Here is a 26,159-nt window from a genome sequence, read left to right as displayed (position 1 = left end):
GTCGAGGGACCACGTCATAGTCTGGACATAAGGATATCTTTATGCCATTTAAAGCCCATGGACGACCTCCTCTCCCAACTCCGCGCCGCGGCCGAGCCCACAAGGCTCCGGCTGCTGGCGCTCTGCGCGCGCGGGGCCTTCTGCGTGACGGAGCTTTGCGCGGTGCTGGGCCAGTCGCAACCGCGCCTCTCGCGGCACCTCAAGCTGCTGACCGAGGCGGGGCTGCTGGAGCGGATACCTGAGGGTCCCAACGCCTATTTTCAGGTCCCGGCCTCGGCCGACCTCGTGCGCGTGGTGCTGGCGCGGCTGCCGGAGGAGGAGCCGGTCCTTCAGTCCGACCGCCGCCAGGCCGCCCGCATCGCCGCCGAGCGTGCCCGCGCCGCCTCCGAGACGTTTCGGCGCGACGGCATGGACTGGGACGAGCTGCGCGCCCTGGACCTCGACGCCAGTGCCATCGAGGCGGCGCTTCTGGCTGCCCTGCCGGAGCGGATCGATACCCTGCTCGACATCGGCACAGGCACCGGCGCCCTGCTGGAGCTGCTGGCCGACCGCACGCAGCGCGCCCTCGGCGTGGATGCCAGCCGCGAGATGCTGGCCCTTGCGCGGGCCCGGCTCTCCGAGCGCGGCCTCGCCGACCGCTGCACCGTGCGCCAGGCCGACATGTACCGGCTCCCGCTGGCCGACCGCTCCTTCGACGCGGTGACGCTCCAGATGGTGCTGCACTATGCCGAGGAGCCCGCCGCCGCCCTGGCCGAGGCTGCCCGGGTGCTGCGCCCGGGCGGGGTCCTGCTGGTGGCCGACCTCGCGCCGCATGGCGAGGCCTCCGTGCTCACCCGTTTCGCCCATCGCTGGCCCGGCTTCGACGATGCCGCGCTGGCCGGATGGCTCGGCGAGGCCGGCTGCGCCATCGCCTCGACGGCCGAGATCGGCGGACCCATGAAGGTCCGCATCTGGCGCGCGGAAAAGCTTCCCGTGCACGCCCTCGCTGCAACGGCTTCCCGATGACGGGAAGCCGTTGCGGCCGCATTGTCCGAGCATCTTCACCCGCATGGCCGAAGTGGGCCATGCGGGATCTGCTCTAACGCCTGAGACAGAAGAGCACCCCCATGTCCTCACGTCCGCATCTCCTCGACGCCTTGCGCGACCGCGTGCTGCTTTGTGACGGCGGCATGGGCAGCCGCGTGCAGGCGCTGACGCTCGATATCATCGAGGACTTCTGGGACAAGGAGAACTGCACCGAGGTGCTGAGCCTCTCCCGGCCGGAGCTGATCCGCGAGATCCATCGCGGCTACTACGAGGCCGGCGCGGACATGGTGCTGACCAACACCTTCGGCGGCAGCCCGATCACGCTGGAGGAATTCGAGCTCGGCAGCCGCGCCTTCGAGATCAACAAGCTCGGCGTGGAGCTGGCGCGCGAGGCGGCGGAGAGCTTCGCGGACGGCCGCCACCGCTGGGTGATCGGCGATATCGGCCCGGGCACCAAGCTGCCCAGCCTCGGCCACATCACCTATGACGCGCTGGAGGCCGGCCTGACCGAGCAGTGCCTCGGCCTCATCGCCGGCGGCGCCGACGCGCTGCTGACCGAGACCAACCAGGACACGCTCTTCATCAAGGCGGCCGTGAACGCCGCCAAGATCGCCAAGGCGAAGACGAACAGCGACATCCCCATCTTCGTGCAGGTGACGGTGGAGACCACGGGCACGCTGCTCGTCGGCCCCGACATCGCCGCCGCCGCCGCCGTGATCCACTCGCTCGACGTGCCGCTGGTCGGCCTCAACTGCGCGACGGGCCCGCAGGAGATGGCGGAGCATGTCCGCTGGCTCAGCCAGAACTGGCCCGGCCTGCTCAGCGTGCAGCCCAATGCCGGCCTGCCCGAGCTCGTGGACGGCAAGACGCACTACCCGCTGGGCGCCGAGGAGATGGCGACCTGGATGGAGCGCTTCGTGATCGAGGACGGGTTCAACCTGATCGGCGGCTGCTGCGGCACCTCCATCCCGCATATCGCGGGGCTGGACGCCATGCTGCGCAAGCTGGGCGGCGCGAGCCATCGGCCGGCGCCGGTGAAGCGCAAGTACCATTGGGTGCCGAGCGTGGCGTCGCTCTATTCCGCGACGTCGCTGCGGCAGGAGAATTCCTACTTCTCCATCGGCGAGCGCTGCAACGCGAACGGCTCCAAGGCCTGGCGCGTGGCGCAGGAAGCGAACGACTGGGACAGCTGCCTCGCCATCGGTCGCGAGCAGGTGGCCGAGGGCTCCAACAGCCTCGACATCTGCACCGCCTTCGTCGGCCGCAACGAGCTCTTCGAGATGAGCGAGGTGATGACGCGCTTCACCTCCAGCGTGAACAGCCCGCTCGTCATCGACAGCACCGAGACCCCGATCATCGAGGCCGCGCTGAAGCTGCATGGCGGCAAGCCCGTCATCAACTCGATCAACTTCGAGGAGGGCGAGGGCGCGGCGCATGACCGCATGAAGCTCGCCAGGAAGTTCGGCGCCGCCGTCATCGCCCTGACCATCGACGAGGTGGGCATGGCGAAGACCGCCGAGGACAAGCTGCGCATCGCCGAGCGTCTCGTGGACTTCGCCTGCAACAAGTACGGCCTGCCGCAATCCGATCTGATGATCGATCCGCTGACCTTCACCATCGCCACCGGCAACGAGGACGACCGCAAGCTCGGCGTCTGGACGCTCGACGGCATCCGGATGATCCGCGAGAAGTTCCCGGACATCCAGATCATGCTGGGCCTGTCCAACATCTCCTTCGGCCTCAACCCGGCCGCGCGGCACGTGCTGAATTCCGTCTTCCTGGATCATGCCGTGAAGGCGGGGATGACGGGCGCCATCGTGCACGTCTCCAAGATCAAGCCGCTGCACTCCATCCCGCCGGAGGAGGTGAAGGTCATGGAGGACCTGATCTACGACCGCCGGACGGAAGGCTACGATCCGCTCCAGAAGCTGCTGGAGATGTTCTCGGGCCGGAAGGCCGCGGACAACGTCGCCAAGGTCAAGGCGGACACCGTCCAGGGCCGCCTGAAGGACCGCATCGTCGACGGCGACCGCAAGGGCCTCGACGACGAGCTGGCCGCCGCGATGGCCGAGGGCATGGAGCCGCTCGCGATCATCAACGACGTGCTGCTGGACGGCATGAAGGTGGTGGGCGAGCTCTTCGGCGCCGGCAAGATGCAGCTGCCCTTCGTGCTGCAGTCCGCCGAGACGATGAAGGCCGCCGTGGCCTATCTCGAGCCGCACATGGTCCGCGTCGAGGGGCAGGAGAAGGGCATCATCGTGCTCGGCACCGTGCGCGGCGACGTGCACGACATCGGCAAGAACCTGGTCGACATCATCCTCACCAACAACGGCTACAAGGTCGTGAACCTCGGCATCAAGGTGCCGCTGAACCAGATCGTCGACGCCGCGCGCGAGCACAAGGCCAATGCGATCGGCATGTCCGGCCTGCTGGTGAAGTCCACCGTGGTCATGCGCGAGAACCTGGAGGAGATGAGCCGCCAGGGCATCGACATCCCGGTGCTGCTCGGCGGCGCGGCACTGACTCGCAACTACGTCGAGGACGATTGCGTGAAGGCCTATGCCTCCGGCCGCGTGGTCTACGCCCGCGACGCCTTCGACGGCCTGCACCTGATGGACAAGGTGATGGGCAACGACTTCGAGGGGTACCTCGGCGCCATCCAGTCCAAGCGCGCGGGAAAATCGAAGAACGAGAAGCGGGTGCTCGGCCAGGCCGATCCGCGCGGCTTCGCGCCGGTGGACGTGGCCTATGCGCAGGCGCGCCGCCGCAAGCAGACGGCCGGGCTGCCCGTACCGGTGCCGCCCTTCTGGGGCGCCAAGGTCATCGAGACCGATCCGAAGGCGCTGGTGCCCTTCGTCAACGAGCGCAGCCTCTACCAGTTCCAATGGGGATTTCGTAAGGCCGGCCGCTCGCTGGAGGATTTCCTCGGCTGGGCCAAGCAGGAACTGCGTCCCGTCCTGAAGCGCATGCTGGCCATCGCGGACGAGCAAAAAATCCTCAAGCCGCAGGCCTCCTACGGCTACTGGAAATGCGCGGGGCAGGGCAACGACCTGATCCTCTTCGAGCCCGACGGCACGACCGAGGTCGCGCGCTTCAACCTGCCGCGCCAGCCCAAGGAGGACGGCGAGTGCATCGCCGACTTCGTGCGCGACATCGACGATGCCGAGCGCGACGTGATCGGCCTGCAGGTCGTCACCATGGGCCAGAAGACCAGCGACGTGGCGCGCGAGTGGTTCGAGGAGAACCGCTACCAGGACTACCTCTACCTGCACGGCCTCGGCGTGGAGATGGCGGAGGCCCTGGCGGAGGTCACGCACAAGCGCATCCGCGCCGAGCTCGGCTTCGCCGCCGAGGACGAGCGCGACATCGAGAAGATGCTCAGCCAGGGCTATCGCGGCGGCCGCTACAGCTTCGGCTACCCCGCCTGCCCGAAGCTGGAGGACCAGGCGCCGCTGCTGAAGCTGCTGGATGCGGCGCGGATCGGTGTGGATATCTCCGACGAATGGCAGCTTCATCCCGAGCAGAGCACCAGTGCCATCGTGCTGCATCACCCGCGCGCCAAGTACTTCTCGGTCTGACATGCGTCTCGCCGCGCTCTGCTGCGTCGCCCTGCTGACGGGCTGCGCCGGAGGCGCGGCGCGCGACGACGCGGAGATCGCGGACAATTTCTGCGCGACGCGCATCGAGCGCGCCATGCGGCCATTGCCGCAGCCCGCGCCGGGCCAGCCCGATAGGCTGATGGCGGCCGGCATCTCCGCGGAATCCGTGGACACGGCGGAGGCGATCGGCGCGCTTGACGTGCTGGACCAGCTGATCGCTTCCGAGCGGCGGCCGGAAGACGGTCTGCAGCTGGTGCTGGCGCGGCAGATGGTGACCCAGCGCGTGCTGCTCGGCACGCTCGACGTGCAGACCTCGCTGGCCACCCTCGACTGCGAGGAGGAGCGCGGCGACCGCCTGCGGGGCCAGCTCCAGCGGGTGGAGGACCGGCGCACCCGCAACATCAACGTAGCCAGCCTGCTGATCGGCGCCGTGACGGCGGCGATGACGGGCGGGCTCTCCCTGGGCGGCTCGTCGAACGCGGGCGACATCGTCGGCATCATCGGCGGCACCGCGGGGGCGGCGACCGGCGCCATGCTGCTCTTCCCCTCGAGCTCGGGCACGCTGCGCAGCGGGACGAACATCCTGAACGAGATCCGCCGGCAGCCGGAGCGGTCCGAGCAGTTCCCGGCCTCGGTCTGGCGCTACCTGACGCGGCACGACGCGCCCGGCGTGCCGAGCATCGCCGACGAGATCGTGGAGGAGTGGCGGCGCACCGGGCTGATGACGGAGGACGACGCGGAGTCGGACCCCGTCTTCGCCTTCGACGCACGCCTCGGCGTCGGCGGCGTGGAGCGGCGCGACGCCATGCTCCACCTGCTGCAGGCGCGGGTCACGCTGATGACCCGCGACCTCCGCCTCCTGCTGGAGGAGATCGTCGCGCGGCCGGTGCCGCAGCTTCAGTCGAGACGCGTGAGGGCGCCGTAGGCTTCGGGGATGCTGCCGATGTCGTGCAGCACCAGATGCTCCATCGCGTGCAGCCGCGCCTCGTGGCGGCCGTCCTCGTGGAATGCGTGCTCGACCCAGCCGAGCAGCTTGTGGCCGACCGGCTTCTGGAAGGCGTCGCCCACGATGAAGCCCACGGCCGGCGCCCAGATTTGGCGGATGCCGTCGGCCACGCGGTCGCGCTGCTGGTGGACATGGCCGCTGGCGACGAGGGCGGGCATTCCGCCGTCGAACATGGCGAGCAGCTCAGCACGGGAGCCCGGGAGCAGGGGCCAGTAGTTCACCGCGGTGTCGGCCAGCGCCTCCTCGGTGATGGGCTTGTGCTGGAAGAGCGCGACGCGCCGCCCTTCGGCGCCACGGATCGCCTTCGCGACGAAGGCGCGATGCGCGGGGTTCGCGGAGAAGCCCTGGGTGTCGAGGCCGATGATCCGCCAGCCTGGGATGTCGCGGCAGAAGCCGAGCGGGCTGACGCAGCGCGCCCAGCGCGCCAGGCGCTCGGGCGTGACGGGCTGCCTGCCCTTGAGAACGGCGTCGTCGCCGACATCGTGGTTGCCGGGCACGGCCACCCAATCGAGGCCGAGCGAGTTCATCGCCTCGACGCCATGGATCAGGTCGTCATCGGAATCCGCGCCGTCCAGCGCGAGGTCGCCGGTGTGGATCACGAGGTCGGGCTGCGCCGCGCGCAACGCCTCGGCGAGCGGCGGGAAATTGCCGTCGAAGAGCGGGCGCGAGCGGGAGAGGTGCGTGTCGCTGATTTGCGCGATGCGGAAGGTCATGCGGAGATTCCACCAGACTGAGGACGGTCGCTCAACGAAAAATCCGGCCGCCGAAGCGACCGGATCTCGGATACTCGTGGGGGTATAGGGCGCGGGGGCCTTATCCCCTGGGTCGAGGCAGCAGGCGCCGGACTTCCGAGGCCATGTCCGCCAGCGCCACCTCCGGCGTCGCGCGCTGCTCGACGATGCGGCCCGAATTGTTCACCACGCTCTGCGTCACGCGCACCGAGTTCGCGCCCGGGAAGGCGTACCAGGGGATGCTGATCGCCATCTGCCGCGTCGCCGGCACGTAGAGCGGATTCTGGCGATAGAACTCGCCGAGATACTTGTCGTCGTCGATGGCGAGCTGGTTGGTCGGCACGTAGCCGGTGTTGCGCGCCATGAGCGCCGTGCCCTCGGGGCTCGTCGAGAAGCGGAGGAACTTCCAGGCCGCCTCCCGCTTCGGGCCGTCGCGGGTGATGAGCATGCCGGCGGCGCCGCCCGTCGGCAGGCGGCCCTTCACGGGATCGATGATCGGCATGCCCGTCGTGCGGAGCTGGAAGTTGCGGCCGACCTGTTGGACCGAGCCGCGGATCATCGCGGTGGTCCAGAAGAACAGGCCCATCTTGCCCGCCGCGAAGGCCTGCGCCGCCGCGTCGCGCGAGAGGTTGGCCATGCCGCCCTCCTTCACCATGCGGTCCAGCAGAACCAGCGAGGCGAGTCCTTCGGGGCCGGCGAAGGCGATGTCGCGCTCGTCCTCGGTCAGCATGCGGCCGCCATGGCCGAAGAGCAGGGCCGAGAACATCCAGTCGTCGCTCGACCAGGCGTAGTGCATGCCCTCGGTGCCGTCGCCGAGCGCCTTGATCTTCGCCGAGAGGGCGAGGATGCCGTTCCAGTCGGTCGGCAGCGCGTCGGGGTTCCCGCCGGCGCGGCGCACTAGGTCGGGGTTGTAGAAGCAGATCGGGTTGGAGGCGGCGAAGGCCAGCCCCGACTGGAAGCCGCCGAAATGGCCGAGCGCCAGCATCTGCGGCGAGTAGCCATGGGCGGCCGGGTCGCCCTCGCGCGCCAGCAGCGGCGTCACGTCCTGCGCGATGCCGCGCTCGGCGAAGAGGCGGAGGCGGTTGAAGCCCTGGTAGGAGAGGTCCGGCAGGCCGCCCGCCGCCGCCTGGCGGAGGATGAGCTGCATGCCCTCCTCGTAGTTCACGGTGGTGACGTAGTTGATGCGGATGTTCGGCTCGCGGCGGGCGAACTCGGCCGTGATGGCGTCGTAGGCCTCCTTGTAGATGACCGGCTGTGCGTAGTGCACGGTGATCTCGGTGACGGGCTGCGCGCGCAGCACGCGCGGCGCGAAGAGCGCGGCGGAGGTGGCGGCAAGCGCGAGTGTGCGGCGGTCGATCATGTCGAACTCCTTGGGGTTCATGGCCTCAACCCTTGAGGCCGGTGGTCGCGATGCCTTCCACGAAGCGCCGCTGCGCGAAGAGGAAGGCGAGGATGAGAGGGGCGGTCATGATCGCGGAGGCGGCCATGAGGGCGGCGAAGTCGTCGCCCGCCTCGTCCGTGCGGAAATGCAGGACGCCGAGCGCGGGGGTGGCGTGCGCCTGGCCGGTGACGGCGATGAGCGGCCAGAACAGGTCGTTCCAATGCGCGACGACGGAGAAGATCGCGAAGGCCGTGGCGGCGGGCCAGGCATTGGGCAGCGCCACGCGCCAGACGATGGCGCCCTCGCTCATGCCGTCGAGGCGGGCGGCGTGGATCAGGTCGTCGGGCAGCGAGCGGAAGAACTGCCGGAAGAGGAAGATGGCGAAGACGGAGATGGTCGAGGGCACGATCAGCGCGGCATAGGTGTCGAGCATGCCGATCACGGAGAGGCCGACATAGAGCGGCAGCGCCTGGACATGCGGCGGCACCAGCAGGCCGAACATGACCGCGCCGAAGACCCATTCCTTCCCGGCGAAGCGCAGCTTGGCCAGCGCGTAGCCGGCGGGGATGGCGAAGAGCAGCTGGAAGAAGAGGATCCCGCCGCAGACGATGACGCCGTTCATCAGGTAGCGCGCGACGGGCACCTGGGCGAAGACGCGGCCGTAGTTTTCCCAGGCCGCCCAGCGCTCGGGGATCAGGGCAAGATTCGCGCGGAAGATCTCGTCGGTCGGCTTCAGGGATGCGGAGAGCATCCAGATGTAGGGCGCCAGCATCAGCAGGCCGAGCACGCTCAGCAGCGCGAGGCGCGGGATGTCGCGAAGGAGGGGCGTGCGGCCGTTGCCGGCCGATTCACGCCTGCGAGCCTGACGGCCCTGCGGCGATCGGACGGGGTCAGCCATAATGCACCCGCTTGTCGAGCACGCGCGTCTGCAGCAGCATCAGCAGGAGCACGATCGCGAGAAAGACCAGCGTGATCGCGGCGGAATAGCCGAGGCGGAGGAAGGTGAAGCCCTCCGTGTACATGGTGTAGAGCAGCACCTCCGAGGCGCGGTTCGGCCCGCCGCGCGTGAGCACCGCGACCGTGTCGAAGACGCGGATGCTGCGGATCAGCGTGATGGTCACCACGAAGAGCGTGGTCGGCCCGAGCAGCGGCCAGGTCACCAGCCGGAAGCGCGACCAGGCGCTGCGCGCGCCATCCACCGAGGCGGCCTCGCGCAGCTCGCGCGGGATGGCGGTGAGCCCGGCCATGAAGAGCACCATGTTGAAGCCCGCATTCTCCCAGACGCCGATCGCGGCGAGCGAGATCAGCACCGTGTCGGAGGAGGAGAGCCAGGCCGGGCCGGTGATGCCGATGCTGCGCAGCAGGGTGTTCAGCGGGCCGATGGTCGGGTGCAGCAGGTATTGCCAGGCCGAGGCCATCGCCACCGTCAGCGAGACCACCGGCAGGAAGAAGACGGCACGGAAGAAAGCGCGTCCGCGGGTGCCGACCTCGATCAGCAGCGCGAACGCGAGGCCGAGGCCGACGGAAGCCGGCGCCACCAGCCCGACATAGATCACCGTGTTGGTGAAGGATTGCCGGAAGCCGCGATCGCCCAGCAGGTCCCGGAAGTTTTCGAGCCCGATCCAGTTGGGCGGCCAGACGCCGAGCTCAAAGTCGGAAAAGGCCATGGCGACCGCGGCCAGCGTCGGCAGCAGCAGCAGGATCACGAAGGAGACCGCGGCCGGCAGCGTCAGCAGCCAGGCGCCCAGCGCCTCGCCGCGACGGCGCTTCAGCGGCGCCAGCTCGACCTGGGGCACGATGCCGGTGTCAGGCACGCGCGGGCTCGCGGATCTCGGCGGGGACGCGGCGGCCGTCGGCGCCGAAGAGCAGGGCGCGCTCCGGCGCGAAGGCGAGGTGCAGGGTCTCGCCCACCGTCACGCGCAGCCCGGCCTCGGCGCGCAGGATGACGGGCGCCTCGGCGATGCGGAGATGCACCAGCGTGTGGTCGCCGAGGAACTCCGCGTGCTCGACGCGGGCGGGGAGGCCATCCGAAGCCAGCGCCCAGTCCTCGGGGCGGATGGCGAGGGTGAGCGGGCCGCGGGCCGAAGTGCGCAGCGGAGTCGGCCGGCCGGCGGCGCGGACCTCGCCCGACTCGCCGGCCACGGCCTCCAGCAGGTTGATGCGCGGGCTGCCGATGAAGCTCGCCACGCGCAGGTCCACGGGGTCGCGGTAGATGACCTCGGGCGTGGCGATCTGCAGGATCTCGCCGGCCTGCATCACCGCGATCCGGTCCGCCATGGTCAGCGCCTCGGACTGGTCGTGGGTGACGTAGAGCGTCGCTGCACCCACGCGCCGATGCACCTCCACGATCTCGCGCCGCGTGGTGACGCGCAGCGCGGCGTCGAGGTTGGAGAGCGGCTCGTCCATCAGGAAGGCGCCGGGCGCGCGGATCACGGCACGGGCCAGCGCCACGCGCTGTCGCTGCCCGCCCGAAAGCTGCCCCGGCTTGCGGTCCAGCAGGTGGGAGAGGCCGAGCGGCCCGGCCGTGCGGGTCACATCCGCCTGGATCGCCGCGCGCGCGGCCTGGCTGCCGGGCATCAACCCGCCCAGCACCGGCATGCGCTGCCAGCCATTGAGCCGCGTCATGGTCAGCGGCACGGCGATGTTCTGCGCTACCGTCAGATGCGGATAGAGCGCGTAGGATTGGAAGACCATGGCCACGTTGCGCTCGGCCGGATGGGCCGCCGTCACGTCGCGCCCGCCGATCCTGACACGGCCGGAATCGGCCGACTGGATGCCGGCGATCACCCGCATCAGCGTGGTCTTGCCGCAGCCGGAGGGGCCGAGCAGGGCGACGAACTCGCCCTCGGCCACATGCAGCGAGACGTCGCGCAGGATCGGCTGGCCGCCGAGCGCCAGCTGCGCCCGCTCGACCGAGAGACCGCCGGAATCGGGGCCAAGGGAGAGGGCTGAGTTCATAGGGCGCGGCGTAGGCCGCCGCTGTTGCGGTGATGCGCCAGTTTCGTGAAGCTTCCATGTCACCGGGAATGCTTCGCGGGCGGCCCGGAATGGGCTAGACGGGCGCCGTCCGCGGAAGGTTTTGGAACGAGATTTGACCCGTGCCGTGACCCTCGCGGCAGGCAGCGTCGCTGTCGCCCTCGCCGTCCTGGCGCTGAAGCTCGTCGCCTGGTGGCTGACGGGCAGTGTCGCCCTGTTCGCCGATGCTCTCGAGAGTGTGGTGAACGTGGCGGCCGCCGGCGCCGCGCTGGTGGCCATCCGCTTCTCCGCCATGCCGGCCGACGCGAACCACCCCTATGGCCACGACAAGGCGGAGTATTTCTCCGCCGTCCTGGAGGGCGCGCTGATCCTGGTCGCGGCCTTCGTGATCCTGAACGAGGTCTGGTCGGCCTGGAGCCATGCGCGCCAGCCGGACCTGACGCCGCTGGGCATCCTGATCTCCGTCGTCGCGACGGCGCTGAACGCGGTCTGGTGCTCCATCCTGTTCCGCCATGGCCGGCGCCTTCGCTCGCCGGCACTTCTGGCCGATGCCCGGCATCTGCTGGCGGACGTGGTGACCTCCACGGGCGTGCTGGCGGGCATCTCGCTGGCCCTGGCGACGGGGTATTTCTGGCTCGACCCGCTGCTGGCGGCGCTGACGGCGGTGAACATTCTCTTCAGCGGCGTGCGGCTGGTGCGCGAATCCGTGGGCGGGCTGATGGACGAGGCCGTGCCGCCCGACCAGCTCGCGCGCATTCGCAGCACCGTCTCGGCGGCGGCCGAGGGCGCCATCGAGGCGCACGACATCCGCTCCCGCCAGTCCGGCCGCTGGACCTTCATCGAGTTCCACCTGGTGGTGCCGGGCGACATGCGAGTCGTCGAGGCGCACGAGATCTGCGACCGGGTGGAGGCCGCCCTCAAGGCCGAGCTCGGCGATGCCGTCATCACCATCCACGTGGAACCCGAGGGCAAGGCGAAGCACAGCGGGGTCCTGGTGCTGTGAACCTTCCTTGACCCCTGGCCGGCGCCGACGGGCGCCCGATCGTTTCGCGATCGCCGCGGCGGCCTCGGCGCTGATCCATGCGGCGGCGCTGGCGGCCGCGCTGCTCTGGTTCGGCCGCGACCTCACGCCGCCCCCGACGCCGGAGCATGGGGTCGAGATCGTCTGGGACGAGGCCTCCGGCGAGGCGGTCGGCGAGGCCGCGGAACCCGACCAGCCCGGCGCTCCCCCCAGCCCGCCCGCGCCCGAGGCCGTCCAGGCGCCGGAGGCGCCCGGCGCCGTGGAGGTGCCGCCCTTGCCCGAAGCCGCGGAGCAGCCCCGGCCATTGCTTCCCCCACCTCCGCCCCTGCCGCCGCCGGCGCCGATGCTGGCCGAGGCGCTCCCCGCCCCGGCGCCCGCGCTCGACCTGCCGCCAAACGAGGTGCCTGCGCCGGACCTTTCCACGATCCCGCTGGCGCCGCCCACGCCGGAGATGCCGCCCTCGGGCGAGCCGGAGGCGCCACCGGCCCCGCCGCCCGCGCCCCCTCCCGCGCCGCCGCCGCCCCAGCCGGCGCGCTCGCGGATGGCGCGGCAGCCGCCCTCCGAGGCGACTCGGCCGGGCAGCCAGGCCGCCGCCCCCAGCGCCGCCGGCGTGGGCCGGGCGAGCGGCGCCGTGGTGGCGCCGGGCCTCGATTCCAACTTTCGCAACGCCGCCCCCGCCTATCCCGAGGCCTCGCGGCTGCGCGGCGAGCAGGGGGCGGTGGGGCTGGACCTCTCGATCAACGCGCAGGGTCGCGTCGTCAGCGTGGTGGTGGCACGATCCTCCGGTTCGCCGGCCCTGGACGAGGCGGCGCGGCGGGCGGTGGCGGAATGGCGCTTCCGGCCGGCGACGGTGGACGGTCAGCCGGTGCCGGGCGCCATCCGGACGACGGTGCATTTCCGGCTGCAGTAGAGTCCGATCGTTTCAGGCCATTTTGGCCTGAAACGTGAATCGGCCTCGCAGAAAAGGAGGCTGCGCGATGGTGAAGCTCGATGTGATCACCACGCGCGGCGGCGACGGCGGCGAGACCTCGCTCGGCGACGGCACGCGGCTGCGCAAGGACGCGCTGCGCATCCAGGCCATCGGCGAGGTGGACGAGCTGAACGCGGTGCTCGGGCTGCTGCGGCTGCATGCGGATCCGGAGGCGGATGCGATGCTGGCGCGCATGCAGAACGACCTCTTCGATCTGGGCGCGGACCTCTGCATGCCTGGGACGGAGGACGGGCTGCGGATGACCGCGGGACAGTGCCTGCGGTTGGAGCAGGAGGTCGGGGCGATGAATGCGTCGATCCCGCCTTTGCGCAGCTTCGTGTTGCCGGGCGGCACGCCGGCCGCGGCGCATGCGCATCTGGCGCGGACGGTGGCGCGGCGGGCGGAGCGGAGCGTCGTGACGCTGGCGGCGGCAGAGCCGGTGAACGCCGAGGCGGTGCGCTGGCTGAACCGTGCCTCGGACCATCTCTTCGTGCTGTCGCGGCGGTTCAACGGGAACGGCGCGGGCGACGTGCTCTGGGTGCCGGGGGGCAGCCGTTAGGCCGCGGCCATCAGCCGGGCACGGTGGGCGATCGCCGCCATCGCGGAATCCACGAGGCGGTCGGGAAAGCCGCGCGGCAGAGTCGCCACCACCTCGGCCGCCTGCCGCTCGGCCTGCGCGGCCAGCCCGCCAAAGATCGCCCGCGCGACCGAGGCGCCCACGCCCGACATCTCCGCAGTCTGCACGAAGTGGCGGGGTGCGATCTCCTCGACCGCATAGTGCCGGTTCTTCCCGACCGACATGGCGAGCCGGAAGGCCTTGCGCTGGATGCGCCCCGTATCCAGGCTCGGCTGCGCGGTCATCACGTCATAGAGCGGCGTCAGGCGGTAGCGGCCGCCGGGGTTCAGGAACAGGCTGAAGTTCTTCGCGTGGCCGTCGGTCGCGCCCAGCATCCAGAAGACGATGTTGGCGCGCAGGAAGGTGGCGATGTCGGCCTCGGGCGTGTCGCTGCCCTTCAGCAGGCCGATGATATCGCGCATCCCCGGGCCGCCGTCGGTCTGGTACTTGCGCGTCGGCGGGACGGAGAGCGCCTGGCAGGCATCCTCCTGCGGCAGGCGCAGCAGGCGGCCGTCGCGCGTCCAGCGCCGGTCGAAGCGCTCGACGACCAAAGTGGGCCGGCCGCCGAATTCAGCGATCTCGGCCTTGGCGGCAGGGAGGCCGAAGCCCGCCAGCAGCCTCAGGCAGAGATATTCGTTCTCGACGCTGTCCGAGAGATCGATGCCGTTCGGCAGCTGGCCGATCCGCGGCTTGAGGATATGCGTCGTCGCCGTGGTGCCGGTGGGCTTGAACCAGCGCCCGTCCTGGCGGAGCAGCGCGGTCTTCTCCTGCGCGCCGGCGATGGAGATGCGGAAGGCCTCGTCCGCGCCGACGCCCAGCGGCGCCGAGGCGAGGTTGGCGAGGATCTCGGCGATCGCGGCCTCATCGAGGGGCGTTCCGGCGACCTGACCGGCCGGGCCGGGATCGGCGCCCTCCGGCAGGAACTGCAGCGCGCCCACGCAGTCATGGCCGAGCGCCGTCAGCAGGCTGAAGGCGTCCGCGCCCTCGGCGCCGACCCGCTCGGCGATGCGCCGGCGAATGGGGTCGCTGTCGGGCAGCAGGTTGTCGAAGACGTTCAGGACGGGCTGGCCGACGAAGCGGTCCTCGCGCAGCGGGAGCGACAGCGAGACGGGAAAGGCCTCGCTCCAGCCGAGCCAGCCGGGCGCGTAGCGGAAGTCGATCGCCCCCGTGGGCTCGCGCCGCAGCACGCCCACGTGGCGGCCGTTCAGGAAGACGTCGAGCGGGGCGCGGGCGCGCCGCCGCGCCATTAAAAGAGGTCCTCGATCTCGGCGGCGCTGCCCTGGCTGCGCGGGCGAATCACCAGCTCCAGATCGAGTGCGGAGATGACCTCCATCAGCGTGCGGAGCTGGACGGCGGGCTCACCGGCCTCGAGCCGCGAGATGGTGCCCTGGCGCAGATGAATCTTCTCGCCCAGCCCGTCCTGCGACAGGCCGGCCTGCTTGCGCGTTCGGCGCAGGATGGCGCCGAGCTGCTGTCCGGTTCGGGCGATCTGCTCGGTCATGGCTCACCTCACGGCGAGCGATATACGCATTCGCGTATGGGATGTCGATATACGCGAATGCGTATAAATTCAAATTATACGCATTCGCGTATAAAGTCAGAATATACGCGTTCGCGTATGAACGACCCTACCGCGTCGGCGCCGGCGGGTCCTGGCTGTAGTCGTAGAACCCCTTGCCGGTCTTACGCCCGTGCCAGCCGGCCTCGACATACTTCACCAGCAGCGGGCAGGGCCGGTACTTGCTGTCGGACAGCCCGTCATACAGCACCTGCATCACCGACAGGCAGGTATCCAACCCGATGAAATCCGCCAGCTCCAGCGGCCCCATCGGGTGGTTGGCGCCCAGCTTCATCGCCGTGTCGATGCTGCGGATGTCGCCCACGCCCTCGTAGAGGGCATAGACGGACTCGTTGATCATCGGGATCAGGATGCGGTTCACGATGAAGGCGGGAAAATCCTGCGCCGTCGCCGTCATCTTGCCGAGCTTGCGCGCCAGCGCCTCCACGGCCCGGTAGGTCGGCTCGTCCGTGGCGATGCCGCGGATGACCTCGACCAGCTTCATGACCGGCACCGGGTTCATGAAGTGCATGCCGATGAAGCGCCCCGGCCGGTCCGTCGTCGCGCCGAGCCGCGTGATGGAGATCGAGCTCGTGTTGGAGGCGATCATCGCCTCCGGCTTCAGATGCGGGCAGAGCGCCTTGAAGATGTCGCGCTTGATCGCCTCCTTCTCCGTCGCCGCCTCGATGACGAAGTCGGTCTCGCCGAAATGCCCGTAGTCGGTGCTGGTGGTGATGCGCTCCAGCGCCTCGTCGCGCTGCTCGGGCGTGATCAGCTTGCGGCCGATCTGGCGCTCCATGTTGCGGGCGATGGTCTGCATCGCCTTGTCGAGCGCGTCCTTGCTGATGTCCACCATCGCCACGGGCAGGCCGGCGAGCGCGCTGACATGCGCGATGCCGTTGCCCATCTGGCCGGCGCCGATGATGCCGATGTTGCGGATCTCCGGAACGTCCACCGGGGCGTCCGGCATGTCGGCGCGGCTGGCGAGGTGGATGGACATCAGGCGGGCTTGCCCAGCTCGGCCTCGAGCTCGGGGAGGACCTTGAAGAGGTCACCCACCAGCCCGTAGTCGGCCACCTGGAAGATCGGCGCCTCCTCGTCCTTGTTGATGGCGACGATGACCTTGCTGTCCTTCATGCCGGCCAGGTGCTGGATGGCACCCGAGATGCCGACGGCGATGTAGAGGTCGGGGGCCACGATCTTGCCGGTCTGGCCGACCTGATGGTCGTTGGGCGCGTAGCCGGCATCGACCGCCGCGCGGGACGCGCCCACCGCGGCACCGAGCTTGTCGGCGACCGCCTCGATGAGATGAAAGTTCTCGGCGGAGCCCATGGCGCGGCCGCCCGAGACGACGATCTTCGCCGCCGTCAGCTCGGGCCGCTCGCTCTTACTCACCTCGGCGCCGACGAAGCTCGACGTGCCGGGATCGGTCGCGGCGGCCACGGCCTCGATCGGCGCGGAGCCGCCGGTGGCCGGCGCGGGATCGAAGCTTGCGGCGCGGACGGTCAGCACCTTCTTGGCGTCGCTGCTCTTCACCGTCGCCATCGCGTTGCCGGCATAGATCGGACGCACGAAGGTGTCGGCGTCGATCACGCCCGAGATGTCGCTGATCGGCTGCACGTCCAGGAAAGCGGCGACGCGCGGCATCACATTCTTGCCGGCGGCCGAGGCCGGGGCCAGCAGGTGCGTGTAGCCCGGCGCGAGGCTCACCAGCAGCGCCGAAACCGGCTCCGCGAGGCGGTTGGCGAGCGAGGCGTCCTCGGCGAGGAGAACCTTGGTCACACCCGGCACGGCCGCGGCGGAAGCGGCGGCGGCCGCCGCGCCCTCGCCCAGCACCAGCACATGGACTTCACCCAGCTTGGCGCCGGCGGCGATGGCGCTGCGGGTCGGCTGCGAGACGATCGCGCCGTCGTGATCGGCGAGGAGGAGGACGGTCATCAGATCACCTTCGCTTCGTTGCGCAGCTTGGCCACCAGCTCCTGCACGGAGCCGACCTTCGCGCCAGCCTGCCGCTTCGCCGGCTCCTCGACCTTGATCACGGTCAGCCGCGGCGTGACGTCCACGCCGAGATCGGCGGGCTTCACATTGTCGATGGTCTTCTTGCGCGCCTTCATGATGTTGGGCAGCGAGGCGTAGCGCGGCTCGTTGAGGCGCAGGTCGGCGCTGACCACGGCCGGCAGCTTCACCTTCACCGTCTCGAGGCCGCCATCGACCTCGCGGGTGACGGTGGCGAAGCCGTCGGCGATCTCGATCTTGCTGGCGAAGGTCGCCTGCGGCCAGCCGAGCAGGGCGGCGAGCATCTGGCCCGTGGCGCTCATGTCGTCGTCGATGGCCTGCTTGCCGAGGATCACCAGCTCCGGCGATTCCTTCTCGACCAGGGCCTTGAGCAGCTTGGCGACGGCGATGGGCTCCAGCACGCCGTCATGCTCGACCAGGATGCCGCGATCGGCGCCCATGGCGAGCGCGGTGCGGATCTGCTCGGCCGCAGCGGCCGGGCCGGCGGAGACGGCGATGATCTCGGTGGCGACACCCTTCTCCTTGAGGCGCACCGCCTCCTCGACCGCGATCTCGTCGAAGGGGTTCATCGACATCTTGACGTTGGCGGTCTCGACGCCTGTCCCGTCCGATTTCACGCGGACCTTGACGTTGTAATCGACCACCCGCTTGACCGGGACGAGAAGCTTCATTGCCCGTTGCGCCTTCTTTGCTGCACTGCCGTGAAAACTGCCCCGGACCCTACCTATCGGTCGGGTGGAGGGCAAGTCACGGGGCGGCGAAAGGCCTATTCAGGGGGCGTTTCGAGCAGCGCCAGGAGCTCCGCCACCCGGGATTCCGGCAGGTCCCGGATGCGGCGGGCGAGGCGGTTGGCGAGCTCGGTGGCCTGAGGGCTGAGGCCGGAGGTGTCCACCACGACGCGCGGATGCGAGAGGCGGGCGAGGCGGACCAGCTCCTCGCCATCGTCCCAGATGAGCCCGAAATGCTCGTTCACCTGGTGGATCAGCCCGGCCGAGGGGCGGCCGCGCTTGCCGTGCTCCAGCGCCGAGAGATAGGCCGGCGAAACATGCAGGGCATGCGCCAGCTCGGTCAGGGAGATGCCATGCTGGTCGCGCAGCGCCCTGAGCCTCTCGCCGAAGGGTGTCATTGTTTTGTGCCCTCAGACGCCGGGCCCCGCCCTCCGGGCGGCTTGGCTTCGCCGCGCGACGGGCGCACCGAGCCGGTGAGTTGAGTGGGCGGCGCCGGCCGCCGTGCGGCCGGATTCCGGGAAGAGGTGGCCTTTCCCCTCATCTCGGCCGGCGCAGCAGCAGGTGCACCGCGCCGGCATTGGACCGGTGGGGATGCGCGGCGCCCAGGATGATCGGCCGCAGGGCCGGCGCGTTCAGCCAGTGCGGCAGCTCCCGGCGGAGCACGCCGCCCTCCGCGCTGCTGCCCTTGCCGGTGACGATGCAGACCACGCGCAGCCCCTCCGCCTGGGCGGATCGAAGAAAGCGCTCGACCTCCAGATGGGCCCGGGCCGCGGTCATGCCGTGCAGGTCCAGCTTGCGCTCGGGGCGCATGGTGCCGCGGCGCAGGTCGCGCCAGCGCTTCGCGTCGAGGCCGGAGGGCTGGTCGCCCACGGCGATCTCGGGCGGCGGCAGGCGGCGCTTCGCGACCGGGGCGGGTGGCGGCGCATCGGCCGGGCGCGGTGGGGGCGTGACGGTGACGGAGGGCGGCGCCTCCGGCATCTCGCGGCCGGGCAGGGGGCGGATGCTGCGCGCCACCGCGGCCCAGAGGGCCTTGTCCTCCGCCGTGAGGCCGCGCCGCCTCACGATCCGGCTGATGCGGCGGGGTCGTCATCCACGAGGAGGACATGCAGCATGCGCGGGCCATGCGCGCCCAACTCGAGCGTCTGCTCGATGTCGGCGCTGCGTGAAGGGCCCGTCACCAGCATGACGTTGCGCGGCATGAAGCCGCCGGTGAGGGGATCCTTGCGCTCGGCCCGCAGCAGGTCCCAGGCCTCCTCGTAGGCGCCCACGACTCGCGAGGCACGCACCAGCACCATCGCGACATCCGGCAGCAGGTTCAGCGTGGTCGGCCGGATCGCGTCCGAGGGGAGCATCAGCGTGCCGGTCTCGGCCACGGCCGCGAAGGCGCTCTGCAGGCTGACCACGTCGTCGGCCTGGCCCTTGCGCGCTTCGAACTGCAGCATCGGGCGGCTGGACCAGTCGATGCCCTGCAGCTCGGGATTGGGCGCCATGGCGAAGCGGGGTGGCTGGTTCTGCGCCGCCAGGTAGTCGGCCACGGCGGCGGGCACGGCGGCGAGGTCCGGGACGCGCTCGACGCTGCCGAACTCTTTCTCGACGTTCGCGATGAAGAGCGCGATCTGCTCCGGCCGCGAGACTCGCGATCGCGCCGGGATCAGGTGGCGCGGCGGCGCGGCCATGCGGGCGCGCAGCATGGCCTTCTGGTCCTCCGGCAGCTCGCCGCGCCGCAGCCCGCGCCGGATGGCGCCGAGGATGGCCTCCTTGCTCATGCGGGGATTCCCGTCAGGACGCGCGATCGCAGCGCTGCGTATTGCTTGGGCGAGGTGTCGGTCAGGGCGTCCGCGCGGTCGCTGGGCGTGTCGTCATAGGTGATGGGCAGGGCGAACTGGCTTTCCGTGAAATCTCGGCGAAGGCCGTCGAGGAGATTATAGAAGTGCCAGTCGGCACCGATGCGGGTCTTGAGGATATCGCCGCCGAGCAGCTCCTGCACGAGGATCGCCGTCACGCTGCATTGGCCCGCCGCCGGGTTCTCCGTGCGCCATTTGCTGCTGCTGGCCAGCGACCAGCACTCCGGCAGCATCCGGGCGAGGGCATCGGGCGTCATCGCCGGCGGCCCTCCTCGCGCTGGCGCCTGGCGTATTGCGCCATGAAGGTGCCGCCCTGCGGGACGGGGAGGTCGCGCCCCTCGGTCCAGCCGCCGGCGAAGGGCAGCGACTTGAAGGCCCCCCTTCCGCGGCCGAGCAGGCCGAGCGTTCCCATCGCCATGCGCGTGGCCATCCGGTAGATCCCCGGCCGCTTCGCGAACCAGGCCCAGATGTCGAGGTTCTTCCGCAGCGCGCCCGGCCGCAGGTGCCGCTCGAACTCGCGCTCGCGCCAGTGGCGCATGAGATTCGGTAGCGGGATCTTCACCGGGCAGACGCTCTCGCAGCGGCCGCAGAAGGTGCTGGCATTGGGCAGATGCCCGGCCTTGTCCACGCCGATCAGCGATGGCGTCAGCACCGCGCCCATCGGGCCCGGATAGACCCAGCCATAGGCATGCCCGCCCGTGACGCCATAGACCGGGCAGTGGTTCATGCAGGCGGCGCAGCGGATGCAGCGCAGCATGTCCTGGAACTCCGTGCCGATCATGTCGGAGCGGCCGCCGTCGATCAGCACGACGTGGTATTCCTGCGGCCCATCGAGGTCGCCCTCGCGCCGCACGCCCGTGCTGAAGGTGGTGTAGACCGAAAAATCCTGGCCCGTCGCCGAGCGCGCCAGCAGCCGCAGCAGCGAGGTCGCGTCCTCCAGCGTGGGCACGCATTTCTCGATGCTGGCCAGCGCGATGTGCACGCGCGGCAGGGTTTGCGTCAGGTCGCCATTGCCCTCGTTGGTGACGATGACCGACGAGCCGGTCTCGGCGATGAGGAAATTGGCGCCGGTGATGCCGACATCGGCCGCCAGGAATTTTCCGCGCAGGCGTGCGCGCGCCTCGGTCAGCAGGTCGCGCCGCTCGTGGAAGACGCGGTCCTTCGGCAGGTCCGTATGCGCCGCGCGAAAGCTCTCCTCCCAATCCTCGACGTTGAGGTGGAAGGCCGGCGCAATGATGTGCGACGGCGTCTCCTTGCGCAGCTGGATGATGTACTCGCCAAGATCGGTCTCGATCGGCGCGATGCCGTGCCGCTCCAGATGGTCGTTGATCCCGAGCTCCTCGGAGATCATGGACTTGCCCTTGGTGACGGTCCTCGCACCGGCGTCCTGGCAGATCTTCAGCACCGCCGCCCGCGCCTCGTCCGGCGTGCTGCACCAATGGACCTTGCCGCCGGCGCGCTCGACGTTCGCGGCATAGGTCTCGAGATAGAAGTCGAGGTTCGCGATGGCGTGGTTCTTGATGTCCCGCCCGATGTCGCGCAGCTGCTCGAACTCCGGCAGGCGGGCCACGGCGGCGGCGCGGCGCTGGAGGAAGGCTCCCTTGGCGGTGGTCAGCGCCTTCTGCAGGCCGGGATCGGCCATCGCCCGGCGGGCGTTCTCCTTGAACTGGGGCGAGGTGGCGAGCAAGGGCCGGGATGTCCTGACGATGCGGTTGTGACCATTGTAACCCGGCATTCCCCTGGGCAAAGGGGGAAGCGCGGTCTTGGACCGGCCGGCTTTGCGGGTCTAAGCTCCGGCCGACACGATCAGGACCCCGCCCGATGAACGAGATCTCGCGTCCGAACAACATGGACGCCTACTTCATGCCCTTCTCGGACAACAAGTACTTCAAGAGCCATCCGCGCCTGCTCGCGCGGGCCGAGGGCATGCTCTACTACACCCCCGAGGGCCGCGAGATCCTGGACGGCACGGCCGGCCTCTGGTGCAGCAACGCCGGCCATGGCCGCCGCGAGATCACCGAGGCGATCCAGAAGCAGGCCGCCATCCTCGACTTCGCGCCGACCTTCCAGCTCGGCCACCCGCTGGCCTTCGAGGCCGCGGCCCGCGTGGCCGACCTGACGCCGGACGGGCTGGACCGCGTCTTCTTCACCAATTCCGGCTCCGAGAGCGCCGACACGGCCCTCAAGATCGCCCTGGCCTACCAGCGCGCCCGCGGCCAGGCGCAGCGCGTCCGCCTCGTGGGCCGCGAGCGCGGCTATCACGGCGTGGGCTTCGGCGGCATGTCGGTCGGCGGCATCGGCGGCAACCGCAAGCAGTTCGGCGCCATGCTCCCCTATGTGGACCACCTGCCGAGCACGCACCTCCCGGGCGAGAACGACTTCTCCAAGGGCCAGCCGGCCAAGGGCGCCTACCTCGCCAACGAGCTGGAGCGGCTGGTGAACCTGCATGGCGATACCATCGCCGCCGTGATGGTGGAGCCGGTGGCGGGCTCGACGGGCGTGCTGGTGCCGCCGGTCGGCTATCTCGAGCGCCTGCGCGAGCTCTGCACCAAGCACGGCATCCTGCTGATCTACGACGAGGTCATCACCGGCTTCGGCCGCATCGGCACCCCCTTCGGCGCCGAGCGCCTGGGCGTGATGCCGGATATCATGACCATGGCGAAGGGCCTGACCAACGCCGCGGTGCCGATGGGCGCGGTCGCGGTCAACGACCACATCTACGACACCATCGTGAACGGCACGGCGGCCGGCATCGAGTTCTTCCACGGCTACACCTATTCGGGCCATCCGCTGGCCGCTGCCGCGGCGATCGCGGCCATCGACATCCATGTCCGCGAGGACCTCGCTGGCCGCGTGAAGTCGATCGAGCCCTATTGGGAAGAGGCGTCGCACTCCATGAAGAGCGCGCCGAACGTGATCGACATCCGCAACTACGGCCTGATCGCGGGCATCGAGCTGAAGTCCCGCGAGGGCAAGCCGGGCGACCGCGCCACGCAGGTCTTCCGCCGCTGCTTCGACGACGGGCTGCTGGTGCGCGTGACCGGCGACATCATCGCGCTGAGCCCGCCGCTCATCATCGAGAAGTCGCATGTGGACCGCATCTTCACCACGCTGGCGGATGCGATCCACAAGGAAGCCGCCTGATCCCTTATCGGGCGGTCTGATCCTTCATCGCGCCGGCGGCCTCGCCGGCGCGATGGGATTTTTCGGCCGGCTTCTCGCTGGCTTTCTGGGCATGGGACTTCACCTCGTCGGCCTGCTTGCCGTTGGCGTCGGTGCTGCGCAGGTCGATGTCGCCCTTCTTCGCGCTGCCGGGATTGGGCTTTCCGGTGGTCATGGCGGCCTCCTCTGGGTTGAGCCCCTTCAACCCGCGACGCGGGCAATCGTTGAATCTGGCCAAATTCTGACCTAAATTCTGGTCATGACCGACACCACCTCCCTGGCCGATGCCAAGGCGCATCTCTCTGCCTTGGTCTCGCAGGTCGAGAAGGGCGCCGAGATCACCATCACCCGCCACGGCAAGCCCGTGGCGAAGCTGGTGCCCGTGACGCCTGAGAAGGTGGTACGGAAGGGCGGTGAGCTGGCTGGCGATCCCCGTTGGGAAAATTTCTCGCGCGACTACGCTACCATCTTCGCGCCGCTCAACACCGACGAGGAGCTGCGGGCCGAAGGCTGGGACGTTTGACCGCCTATCTCGCGGGTGCCTGCGCCCTGGTCGAGTTCCACGCGCCAAGCCCCCGGACCATGAGTACCGAAGTCCTGGAGATCATGGGCACCGACGCCATCCATGTGGCTGGCGTGGCGGTTTGGGAAATCCTCCGGAAGGTCGGGATCGGCAAGCTGCCTTTGCCGGCGCCGCCCGGCTACGCAGCGCGGTACCCGGACTGGCTGCGCGAGAAGGGTTACAAGCTTCTTCCGATCGACTGGGAGGACGCCGCCCTGGCCGCCACGCTCCCCGAGCACCACAAGGACCCGATGGACCGCTTCCTGATCGCCGCCGCCCTCCGCCGCGGCTGGCCGGTCATCACCGTCGACGCCATCTTCCGCGCCTACGGCGTCCGCACCCTCTGGTGATCAGCGGTCCTGCCGGAAATACGGCTTGTCCTTGACCTTCAGCAGCACGACCGGCCAGGCCATCAGCGCCGCCCCGATCGCCCCCGACAGCGCCACCCCACCCCAGCCCACCTCCGCCACCGCGTAGCAGCCGATTGCCAGCGGGTAGAACAGCAGCACCGCCGAGATCGCCCCCGGCGAGAACCGCCCGCCGAAGCGGATCACCGGCAGCACGTGGAAGCCGGCAGCACGTGGAAGAAGGTCGCGTTGATCAGCATCAGCGCCGGAAAGCCCAGCGCCACCGCCGGCAGGTTCGGCGCCACCATCGCCGCCGTCACCCCCAGCACGGCCACGACGGCGTTCACCACGTAGAAGCTCGGCCATTCCACCGGCAAGCCCAGCACGTTGCGCGCCCAGTCCCGCCAGTCGAGGACGAACTCCTCGATCACATGCGCCGCATAGGCCGCGGTGCAGAGCCAGAGAAGGTCCGGGAGGGTCATGCCCCGCAGGCTATGCGCCCGCCGCAGCCCTGGCCAAGCGGCACTTTGCCCTTTCGCAACGCTATACCATATTGCGGCCGAAGCCTTTTCCCCGGAGTTCCCCTCAGATGAGCGACACCGCCGCGCCCGTCCCCGTCACCGTCCTTACCGGCTATCTCGGCGCCGGCAAGACCACGCTGCTCAACCGCATCCTCACCGAGAACCACGGCAAGAAATTCGCCGTCGTGATCAACGAGTTCGGCGAGCTCGGCGTGGACAACGATCTCGTCGTCGATGCCGACGAGGAGGTCTTCGAGATGAACAACGGCTGCATCTGCTGCACCGTGCGCGGGGACCTGATCCGCATCCTCTCCGGCCTCATGAAGCGCCGGGAGAAGTTCGACGGCATCATCGTCGAGACCACCGGCCTCGCCGATCCCGCCCCCGTCGCCCAGACCTTCTTCGTCGACGAGGACGTGAAGAAGGCGACGAAGCTGGATGCGATCGTCACGGTCGTGGACGCCAAGCACCTGCTGGCCCGCCTGGACGACACCAAGGAGGCCGAGGAGCAGATCGCCTTCGCCGACCTCATCCTGCTCAACAAGATGGACCTGGTCAGCGAGGCCGAGGCCGTCGAGGTCGAGCGCCGCATCCGCGCCATCAACCCGACCGTCGAGCTGATCCGCAGCACCAATTCCGACGCGCCGATCGCCAGCGTCATCGGCCGCGACGCCTTCAACCTCGAGCGCATCCTGGCCCGCGAGCCCGATTTCCTGTCCGGCGAGGACGACCACGAGCACGACAGCGAGATCAACTCGGTGTCCTTCGAGGTGTCGAAGCCCATCGACCCCGAGAAATTCAACTCCTGGATGACCGACCTGCTGGCCGCCAAGGGGCAGGACCTGCTGCGCACCAAGGGCATCCTGGCCTATCCCGGCGAGGACCGCCGCTTCGCCTTCCAGGCCGTGCACATGATCGCCGACGGCGACTATATCGGCCCCTGGAAGGAGGGCGATCCGCGCAAGTCGAAGATCGTCTTCATCGGCCGCGACCTGAACCGTCCGCAGCTCCGCCGCGGCTTCGAGGGCTGCCAGGCCTGATGTCGGACACTGCGATCGAATACCTGCTGGCCGAGCGCGGCCTCTCCCGCCAGCTCGGCGCCTGGGTGATCGGCATGGCCTTCGGGCGCGAGGGCCGCACGCTGCACATCGGCCTCGGCGACGGGGCGGTGCATGTGGTGAATCTCGCCGCGAAGCAGGACGAATGGACTGTCGTCGAGGCCCATAAGGGCGCCGTCCTCTCGCTCTGCGCCGACAGCAAGGACGGCGCGCTCACCGGCGGCGACGACGGCCGCGTGATGCGCATCGCGCCCGATGGCACGGCGACCGAGCTCCAGAAGTTCGGCAGCAAATGGATCGAGCATGTCGCCGCCCATGAGAGCGGCATCCGCGCCGCCTCCGTCTCCAAGGCCGTGCACGTCCTCGACACGAAGGGCGAGGTCCAGAAATCGCTGGCGCATCCCTCCACCGTCGGCGGCATCGCCTTCGACGCCAAGGGAAAGCGCATCGCGGCAAGCCACTACAACGGCGCCTCGCTCTGGTTCGTGAACGCCAAGGAGGACAAGCCGCGCCTGCTCGACTGGAAGGGCAGCCACGCCGCCATCGCCATTCATCCGGACGGCACGCATGTCGTCACCGCGATGCAGGAGATGGCGCTGCACGGCTGGCGCCTGGCTGACGGCCAGCACATGCGCATGTCCGGCTACCCCTCCAAGACCCACAGCCTCTCCTTCACCTCGAAGGGAAAATGGCTGGCGACGAGCGGTGCCGAATCCGTGGTGCTCTGGCCCTTCTTCGGCGGCGGCCCCATGGGCAAGGCGCCGACCGAGCTCGCCGGCGGCGACGGCGTGATGTGCACCCGTGTCGCCTGCCACCCCCAGCACGAGATGGTGGCGGCGGGCTTCGAGGACGGGCTGGTCCTGCTCTCGGACATCAACAACGGCCGCATCCTGCCGGTCGCCCCGCCGGGCGAGGGCGGCATCTCCGCGCTCGCCTGGAACGCCAACGGCACGCTGCTGGCCTTCGGCACCGAGAAGGGATTCTGCGGATTGTTGGACCTAGCCGCCCGTTAATGTCGCAGGTTAAGGAATTGTTTC

Annotated in this window: 29 protein-coding genes; 11 read left to right on the top strand and 18 right to left on the bottom strand. The window is 69.6% G+C overall.

Annotation, left to right across the window (positions count from 1 at the left end; translation table 11 throughout):
• The first annotated feature begins 57 nt into the window (after positions 1 to 57).
• The 3 genes from AC1ROY_RS00985 to AC1ROY_RS00975 all read left to right on the top strand — a co-directional run bounded on the left by AC1ROY_RS00985 (position 58) and on the right by AC1ROY_RS00975 (position 5,550).
• Positions 58 to 1,005 carry an ArsR/SmtB family transcription factor gene (locus tag AC1ROY_RS00985; RefSeq protein ID WP_493146341.1) on the top strand — a complete coding sequence of 316 codons (948 nt, stop codon included), beginning with the start codon at positions 58 to 60 and terminating at the stop codon, positions 1,003 to 1,005.
• A gap of 101 nt (positions 1,006 to 1,106) precedes the next feature.
• Positions 1,107 to 4,604, top strand: a complete 3,498-nt coding sequence (gene metH, locus AC1ROY_RS00980) for a methionine synthase (RefSeq protein WP_493146340.1) — start codon at positions 1,107 to 1,109, stop codon at positions 4,602 to 4,604.
• A gap of 1 nt (position 4,605) precedes the next feature.
• The gene (locus AC1ROY_RS00975; RefSeq protein ID WP_493146339.1) at positions 4,606 to 5,550 is read left to right on the top strand and encodes a hypothetical protein; all 945 of its coding nucleotides are present in this window, start codon (positions 4,606 to 4,608) and stop codon (positions 5,548 to 5,550) included.
• On the opposite strand, the gene AC1ROY_RS00970 is transcribed toward AC1ROY_RS00975, so the two are convergent.
• From AC1ROY_RS00970 to AC1ROY_RS00950, 5 genes are all read right to left on the bottom strand, one after another.
• On the bottom strand, positions 5,523 to 6,344 hold the full coding sequence (locus AC1ROY_RS00970; protein WP_493146338.1) for a metallophosphoesterase family protein: 822 nt from the start codon (positions 6,342 to 6,344) through the stop codon (positions 5,523 to 5,525). The two genes, AC1ROY_RS00975 and AC1ROY_RS00970, sit on opposite strands and share 28 nt — an antisense overlap.
• Before the next feature lie 100 nt (positions 6,345 to 6,444).
• Positions 6,445 to 7,722 (bottom strand): ABC transporter substrate-binding protein, encoded by a 1,278-nt coding sequence (locus tag AC1ROY_RS00965; protein WP_493146337.1) that lies wholly within the window; start codon positions 7,720 to 7,722, stop codon positions 6,445 to 6,447.
• 25 nt (positions 7,723 to 7,747) lie between these two features.
• Positions 7,748 to 8,641, bottom strand: a complete 894-nt coding sequence (locus AC1ROY_RS00960; RefSeq protein ID WP_493146336.1) for a carbohydrate ABC transporter permease — start codon at positions 8,639 to 8,641, stop codon at positions 7,748 to 7,750.
• A complete protein-coding gene (locus AC1ROY_RS00955; RefSeq protein WP_493146334.1) occupies positions 8,634 to 9,557 on the bottom strand; it encodes a carbohydrate ABC transporter permease in 924 nt (307 codons plus the stop codon). The genes AC1ROY_RS00960 and AC1ROY_RS00955 overlap by 8 nt, the downstream gene beginning before the upstream one ends.
• Complete coding sequence (locus AC1ROY_RS00950) at positions 9,550 to 10,701, bottom strand: ABC transporter ATP-binding protein (RefSeq protein ID WP_493146333.1); 1,152 nt, start codon at positions 10,699 to 10,701, stop codon at positions 9,550 to 9,552. The genes AC1ROY_RS00955 and AC1ROY_RS00950 overlap by 8 nt, the downstream gene beginning before the upstream one ends.
• A gap of 133 nt (positions 10,702 to 10,834) precedes the next feature.
• Between AC1ROY_RS00950 and AC1ROY_RS00945 the strand changes: the two genes are divergently transcribed.
• From AC1ROY_RS00945 to AC1ROY_RS00935, 3 genes are all read left to right on the top strand, one after another.
• Positions 10,835 to 11,722 carry a cation diffusion facilitator family transporter gene (locus AC1ROY_RS00945; protein WP_493146332.1) on the top strand — a complete coding sequence of 296 codons (888 nt, stop codon included), beginning with the start codon at positions 10,835 to 10,837 and terminating at the stop codon, positions 11,720 to 11,722.
• Between the two features lie 7 nt (positions 11,723 to 11,729).
• On the top strand, positions 11,730 to 12,650 hold the full coding sequence (locus tag AC1ROY_RS00940; RefSeq protein ID WP_493146331.1) for an energy transducer TonB: 921 nt from the start codon (positions 11,730 to 11,732) through the stop codon (positions 12,648 to 12,650).
• A gap of 67 nt (positions 12,651 to 12,717) precedes the next feature.
• Positions 12,718 to 13,269, top strand: coding sequence for a cob(I)yrinic acid a,c-diamide adenosyltransferase (locus tag AC1ROY_RS00935; protein WP_493146330.1), 552 nt, complete (start codon positions 12,718 to 12,720; stop codon positions 13,267 to 13,269).
• On the opposite strand, the gene AC1ROY_RS00930 is transcribed toward AC1ROY_RS00935, so the two are convergent.
• The 10 genes from AC1ROY_RS00930 to AC1ROY_RS00885 all read right to left on the bottom strand — a co-directional run bounded on the left by AC1ROY_RS00930 (position 13,266) and on the right by AC1ROY_RS00885 (position 21,159).
• Positions 13,266 to 14,573, bottom strand: a complete 1,308-nt coding sequence (locus AC1ROY_RS00930; RefSeq protein ID WP_493146329.1) for a type II toxin-antitoxin system HipA family toxin — start codon at positions 14,571 to 14,573, stop codon at positions 13,266 to 13,268. The genes AC1ROY_RS00935 and AC1ROY_RS00930 overlap by 4 nt on opposite strands.
• Positions 14,573 to 14,827, bottom strand: coding sequence for a helix-turn-helix domain-containing protein (locus AC1ROY_RS00925; RefSeq protein ID WP_493146328.1), 255 nt, complete (start codon positions 14,825 to 14,827; stop codon positions 14,573 to 14,575). The genes AC1ROY_RS00930 and AC1ROY_RS00925 overlap by 1 nt, the downstream gene beginning before the upstream one ends.
• Before the next feature lie 127 nt (positions 14,828 to 14,954).
• Entirely contained in the window at positions 14,955 to 15,884 is a 930-nt protein-coding gene (locus AC1ROY_RS00920) for a 3-hydroxybutyryl-CoA dehydrogenase (protein ID WP_493146326.1), read from the bottom strand.
• Complete coding sequence (locus tag AC1ROY_RS00915) at positions 15,884 to 16,822, bottom strand: electron transfer flavoprotein subunit alpha/FixB family protein (RefSeq protein ID WP_493146323.1); 939 nt, start codon at positions 16,820 to 16,822, stop codon at positions 15,884 to 15,886. Before AC1ROY_RS00915 ends, AC1ROY_RS00920 begins: the two co-directional genes overlap by 1 nt.
• Positions 16,822 to 17,571 carry an electron transfer flavoprotein subunit beta/FixA family protein gene (locus tag AC1ROY_RS00910; RefSeq protein WP_493146320.1) on the bottom strand — a complete coding sequence of 250 codons (750 nt, stop codon included), beginning with the start codon at positions 17,569 to 17,571 and terminating at the stop codon, positions 16,822 to 16,824. The genes AC1ROY_RS00915 and AC1ROY_RS00910 overlap by 1 nt, the downstream gene beginning before the upstream one ends.
• Before the next feature lie 95 nt (positions 17,572 to 17,666).
• Entirely contained in the window at positions 17,667 to 18,026 is a 360-nt protein-coding gene (locus AC1ROY_RS00905) for a helix-turn-helix domain-containing protein (protein WP_493146317.1), read from the bottom strand.
• A 139-nt stretch (positions 18,027 to 18,165) separates the two neighbouring features.
• Entirely contained in the window at positions 18,166 to 18,690 is a 525-nt protein-coding gene (locus AC1ROY_RS00900) for a Smr/MutS family protein (RefSeq protein WP_493146315.1), read from the bottom strand.
• On the bottom strand, positions 18,687 to 19,394 hold the full coding sequence (locus AC1ROY_RS00895; RefSeq protein WP_493146312.1) for a LutC/YkgG family protein: 708 nt from the start codon (positions 19,392 to 19,394) through the stop codon (positions 18,687 to 18,689). The genes AC1ROY_RS00900 and AC1ROY_RS00895 overlap by 4 nt, the downstream gene beginning before the upstream one ends.
• A complete protein-coding gene (locus AC1ROY_RS00890; RefSeq protein WP_493146310.1) occupies positions 19,391 to 19,729 on the bottom strand; it encodes a YunG family protein in 339 nt (112 codons plus the stop codon). Before AC1ROY_RS00890 ends, AC1ROY_RS00895 begins: the two co-directional genes overlap by 4 nt.
• Positions 19,726 to 21,159 carry a lactate utilization protein B gene (locus tag AC1ROY_RS00885; RefSeq protein WP_493146308.1) on the bottom strand — a complete coding sequence of 478 codons (1,434 nt, stop codon included), beginning with the start codon at positions 21,157 to 21,159 and terminating at the stop codon, positions 19,726 to 19,728. The genes AC1ROY_RS00890 and AC1ROY_RS00885 overlap by 4 nt, the downstream gene beginning before the upstream one ends.
• A gap of 134 nt (positions 21,160 to 21,293) precedes the next feature.
• Here AC1ROY_RS00885 and aptA point away from each other — a divergent pair, with 134 nt between their 5' ends.
• The gene (aptA, locus tag AC1ROY_RS00880; RefSeq protein WP_493146306.1) at positions 21,294 to 22,616 is read left to right on the top strand and encodes an omega-aminotransferase AptA; all 1,323 of its coding nucleotides are present in this window, start codon (positions 21,294 to 21,296) and stop codon (positions 22,614 to 22,616) included.
• Between the two features lie 4 nt (positions 22,617 to 22,620).
• Here aptA and AC1ROY_RS00875 read toward each other — a convergent pair whose 3' ends face one another.
• A complete protein-coding gene (locus tag AC1ROY_RS00875) occupies positions 22,621 to 22,809 on the bottom strand; it encodes a hypothetical protein (RefSeq protein WP_493146304.1) in 189 nt (62 codons plus the stop codon).
• 84 nt (positions 22,810 to 22,893) lie between these two features.
• Between AC1ROY_RS00875 and AC1ROY_RS00870 the strand changes: the two genes are divergently transcribed.
• Positions 22,894 to 23,157 (top strand): type II toxin-antitoxin system Phd/YefM family antitoxin, encoded by a 264-nt coding sequence (locus tag AC1ROY_RS00870; RefSeq protein ID WP_493146303.1) that lies wholly within the window; start codon positions 22,894 to 22,896, stop codon positions 23,155 to 23,157.
• Positions 23,154 to 23,546, top strand: a complete 393-nt coding sequence (locus tag AC1ROY_RS00865; protein WP_493146301.1) for a type II toxin-antitoxin system VapC family toxin — start codon at positions 23,154 to 23,156, stop codon at positions 23,544 to 23,546. Before AC1ROY_RS00870 ends, AC1ROY_RS00865 begins: the two co-directional genes overlap by 4 nt.
• Here AC1ROY_RS00865 and AC1ROY_RS00860 read toward each other — a convergent pair whose 3' ends face one another.
• Entirely contained in the window at positions 23,547 to 23,759 is a 213-nt protein-coding gene (locus AC1ROY_RS00860) for a hypothetical protein (RefSeq protein ID WP_493146299.1), read from the bottom strand.
• Positions 23,747 to 24,025 (bottom strand): hypothetical protein, encoded by a 279-nt coding sequence (locus AC1ROY_RS00855; protein WP_493146297.1) that lies wholly within the window; start codon positions 24,023 to 24,025, stop codon positions 23,747 to 23,749. Before AC1ROY_RS00855 ends, AC1ROY_RS00860 begins: the two co-directional genes overlap by 13 nt.
• 107 nt (positions 24,026 to 24,132) lie before the next feature.
• On the opposite strand from AC1ROY_RS00855, the gene AC1ROY_RS00850 reads away from it, so the two are divergent.
• Complete coding sequence (locus AC1ROY_RS00850) at positions 24,133 to 25,104, top strand: CobW family GTP-binding protein (protein WP_493146295.1); 972 nt, start codon at positions 24,133 to 24,135, stop codon at positions 25,102 to 25,104.
• On the top strand, positions 25,104 to 26,135 hold the full coding sequence (locus tag AC1ROY_RS00845) for a WD40 repeat domain-containing protein (protein WP_493146293.1): 1,032 nt from the start codon (positions 25,104 to 25,106) through the stop codon (positions 26,133 to 26,135). The genes AC1ROY_RS00850 and AC1ROY_RS00845 overlap by 1 nt, the downstream gene beginning before the upstream one ends.
• The last annotated feature ends 24 nt before the right edge of the window (positions 26,136 to 26,159 follow it).

The organism is Roseococcus sp. GW821-FHT12F05, assembly GCF_058806835.1.
Note: the sequence above shows the minus strand (reverse complement) of the source record. Positions and strands in the feature narration are given on the sequence as shown.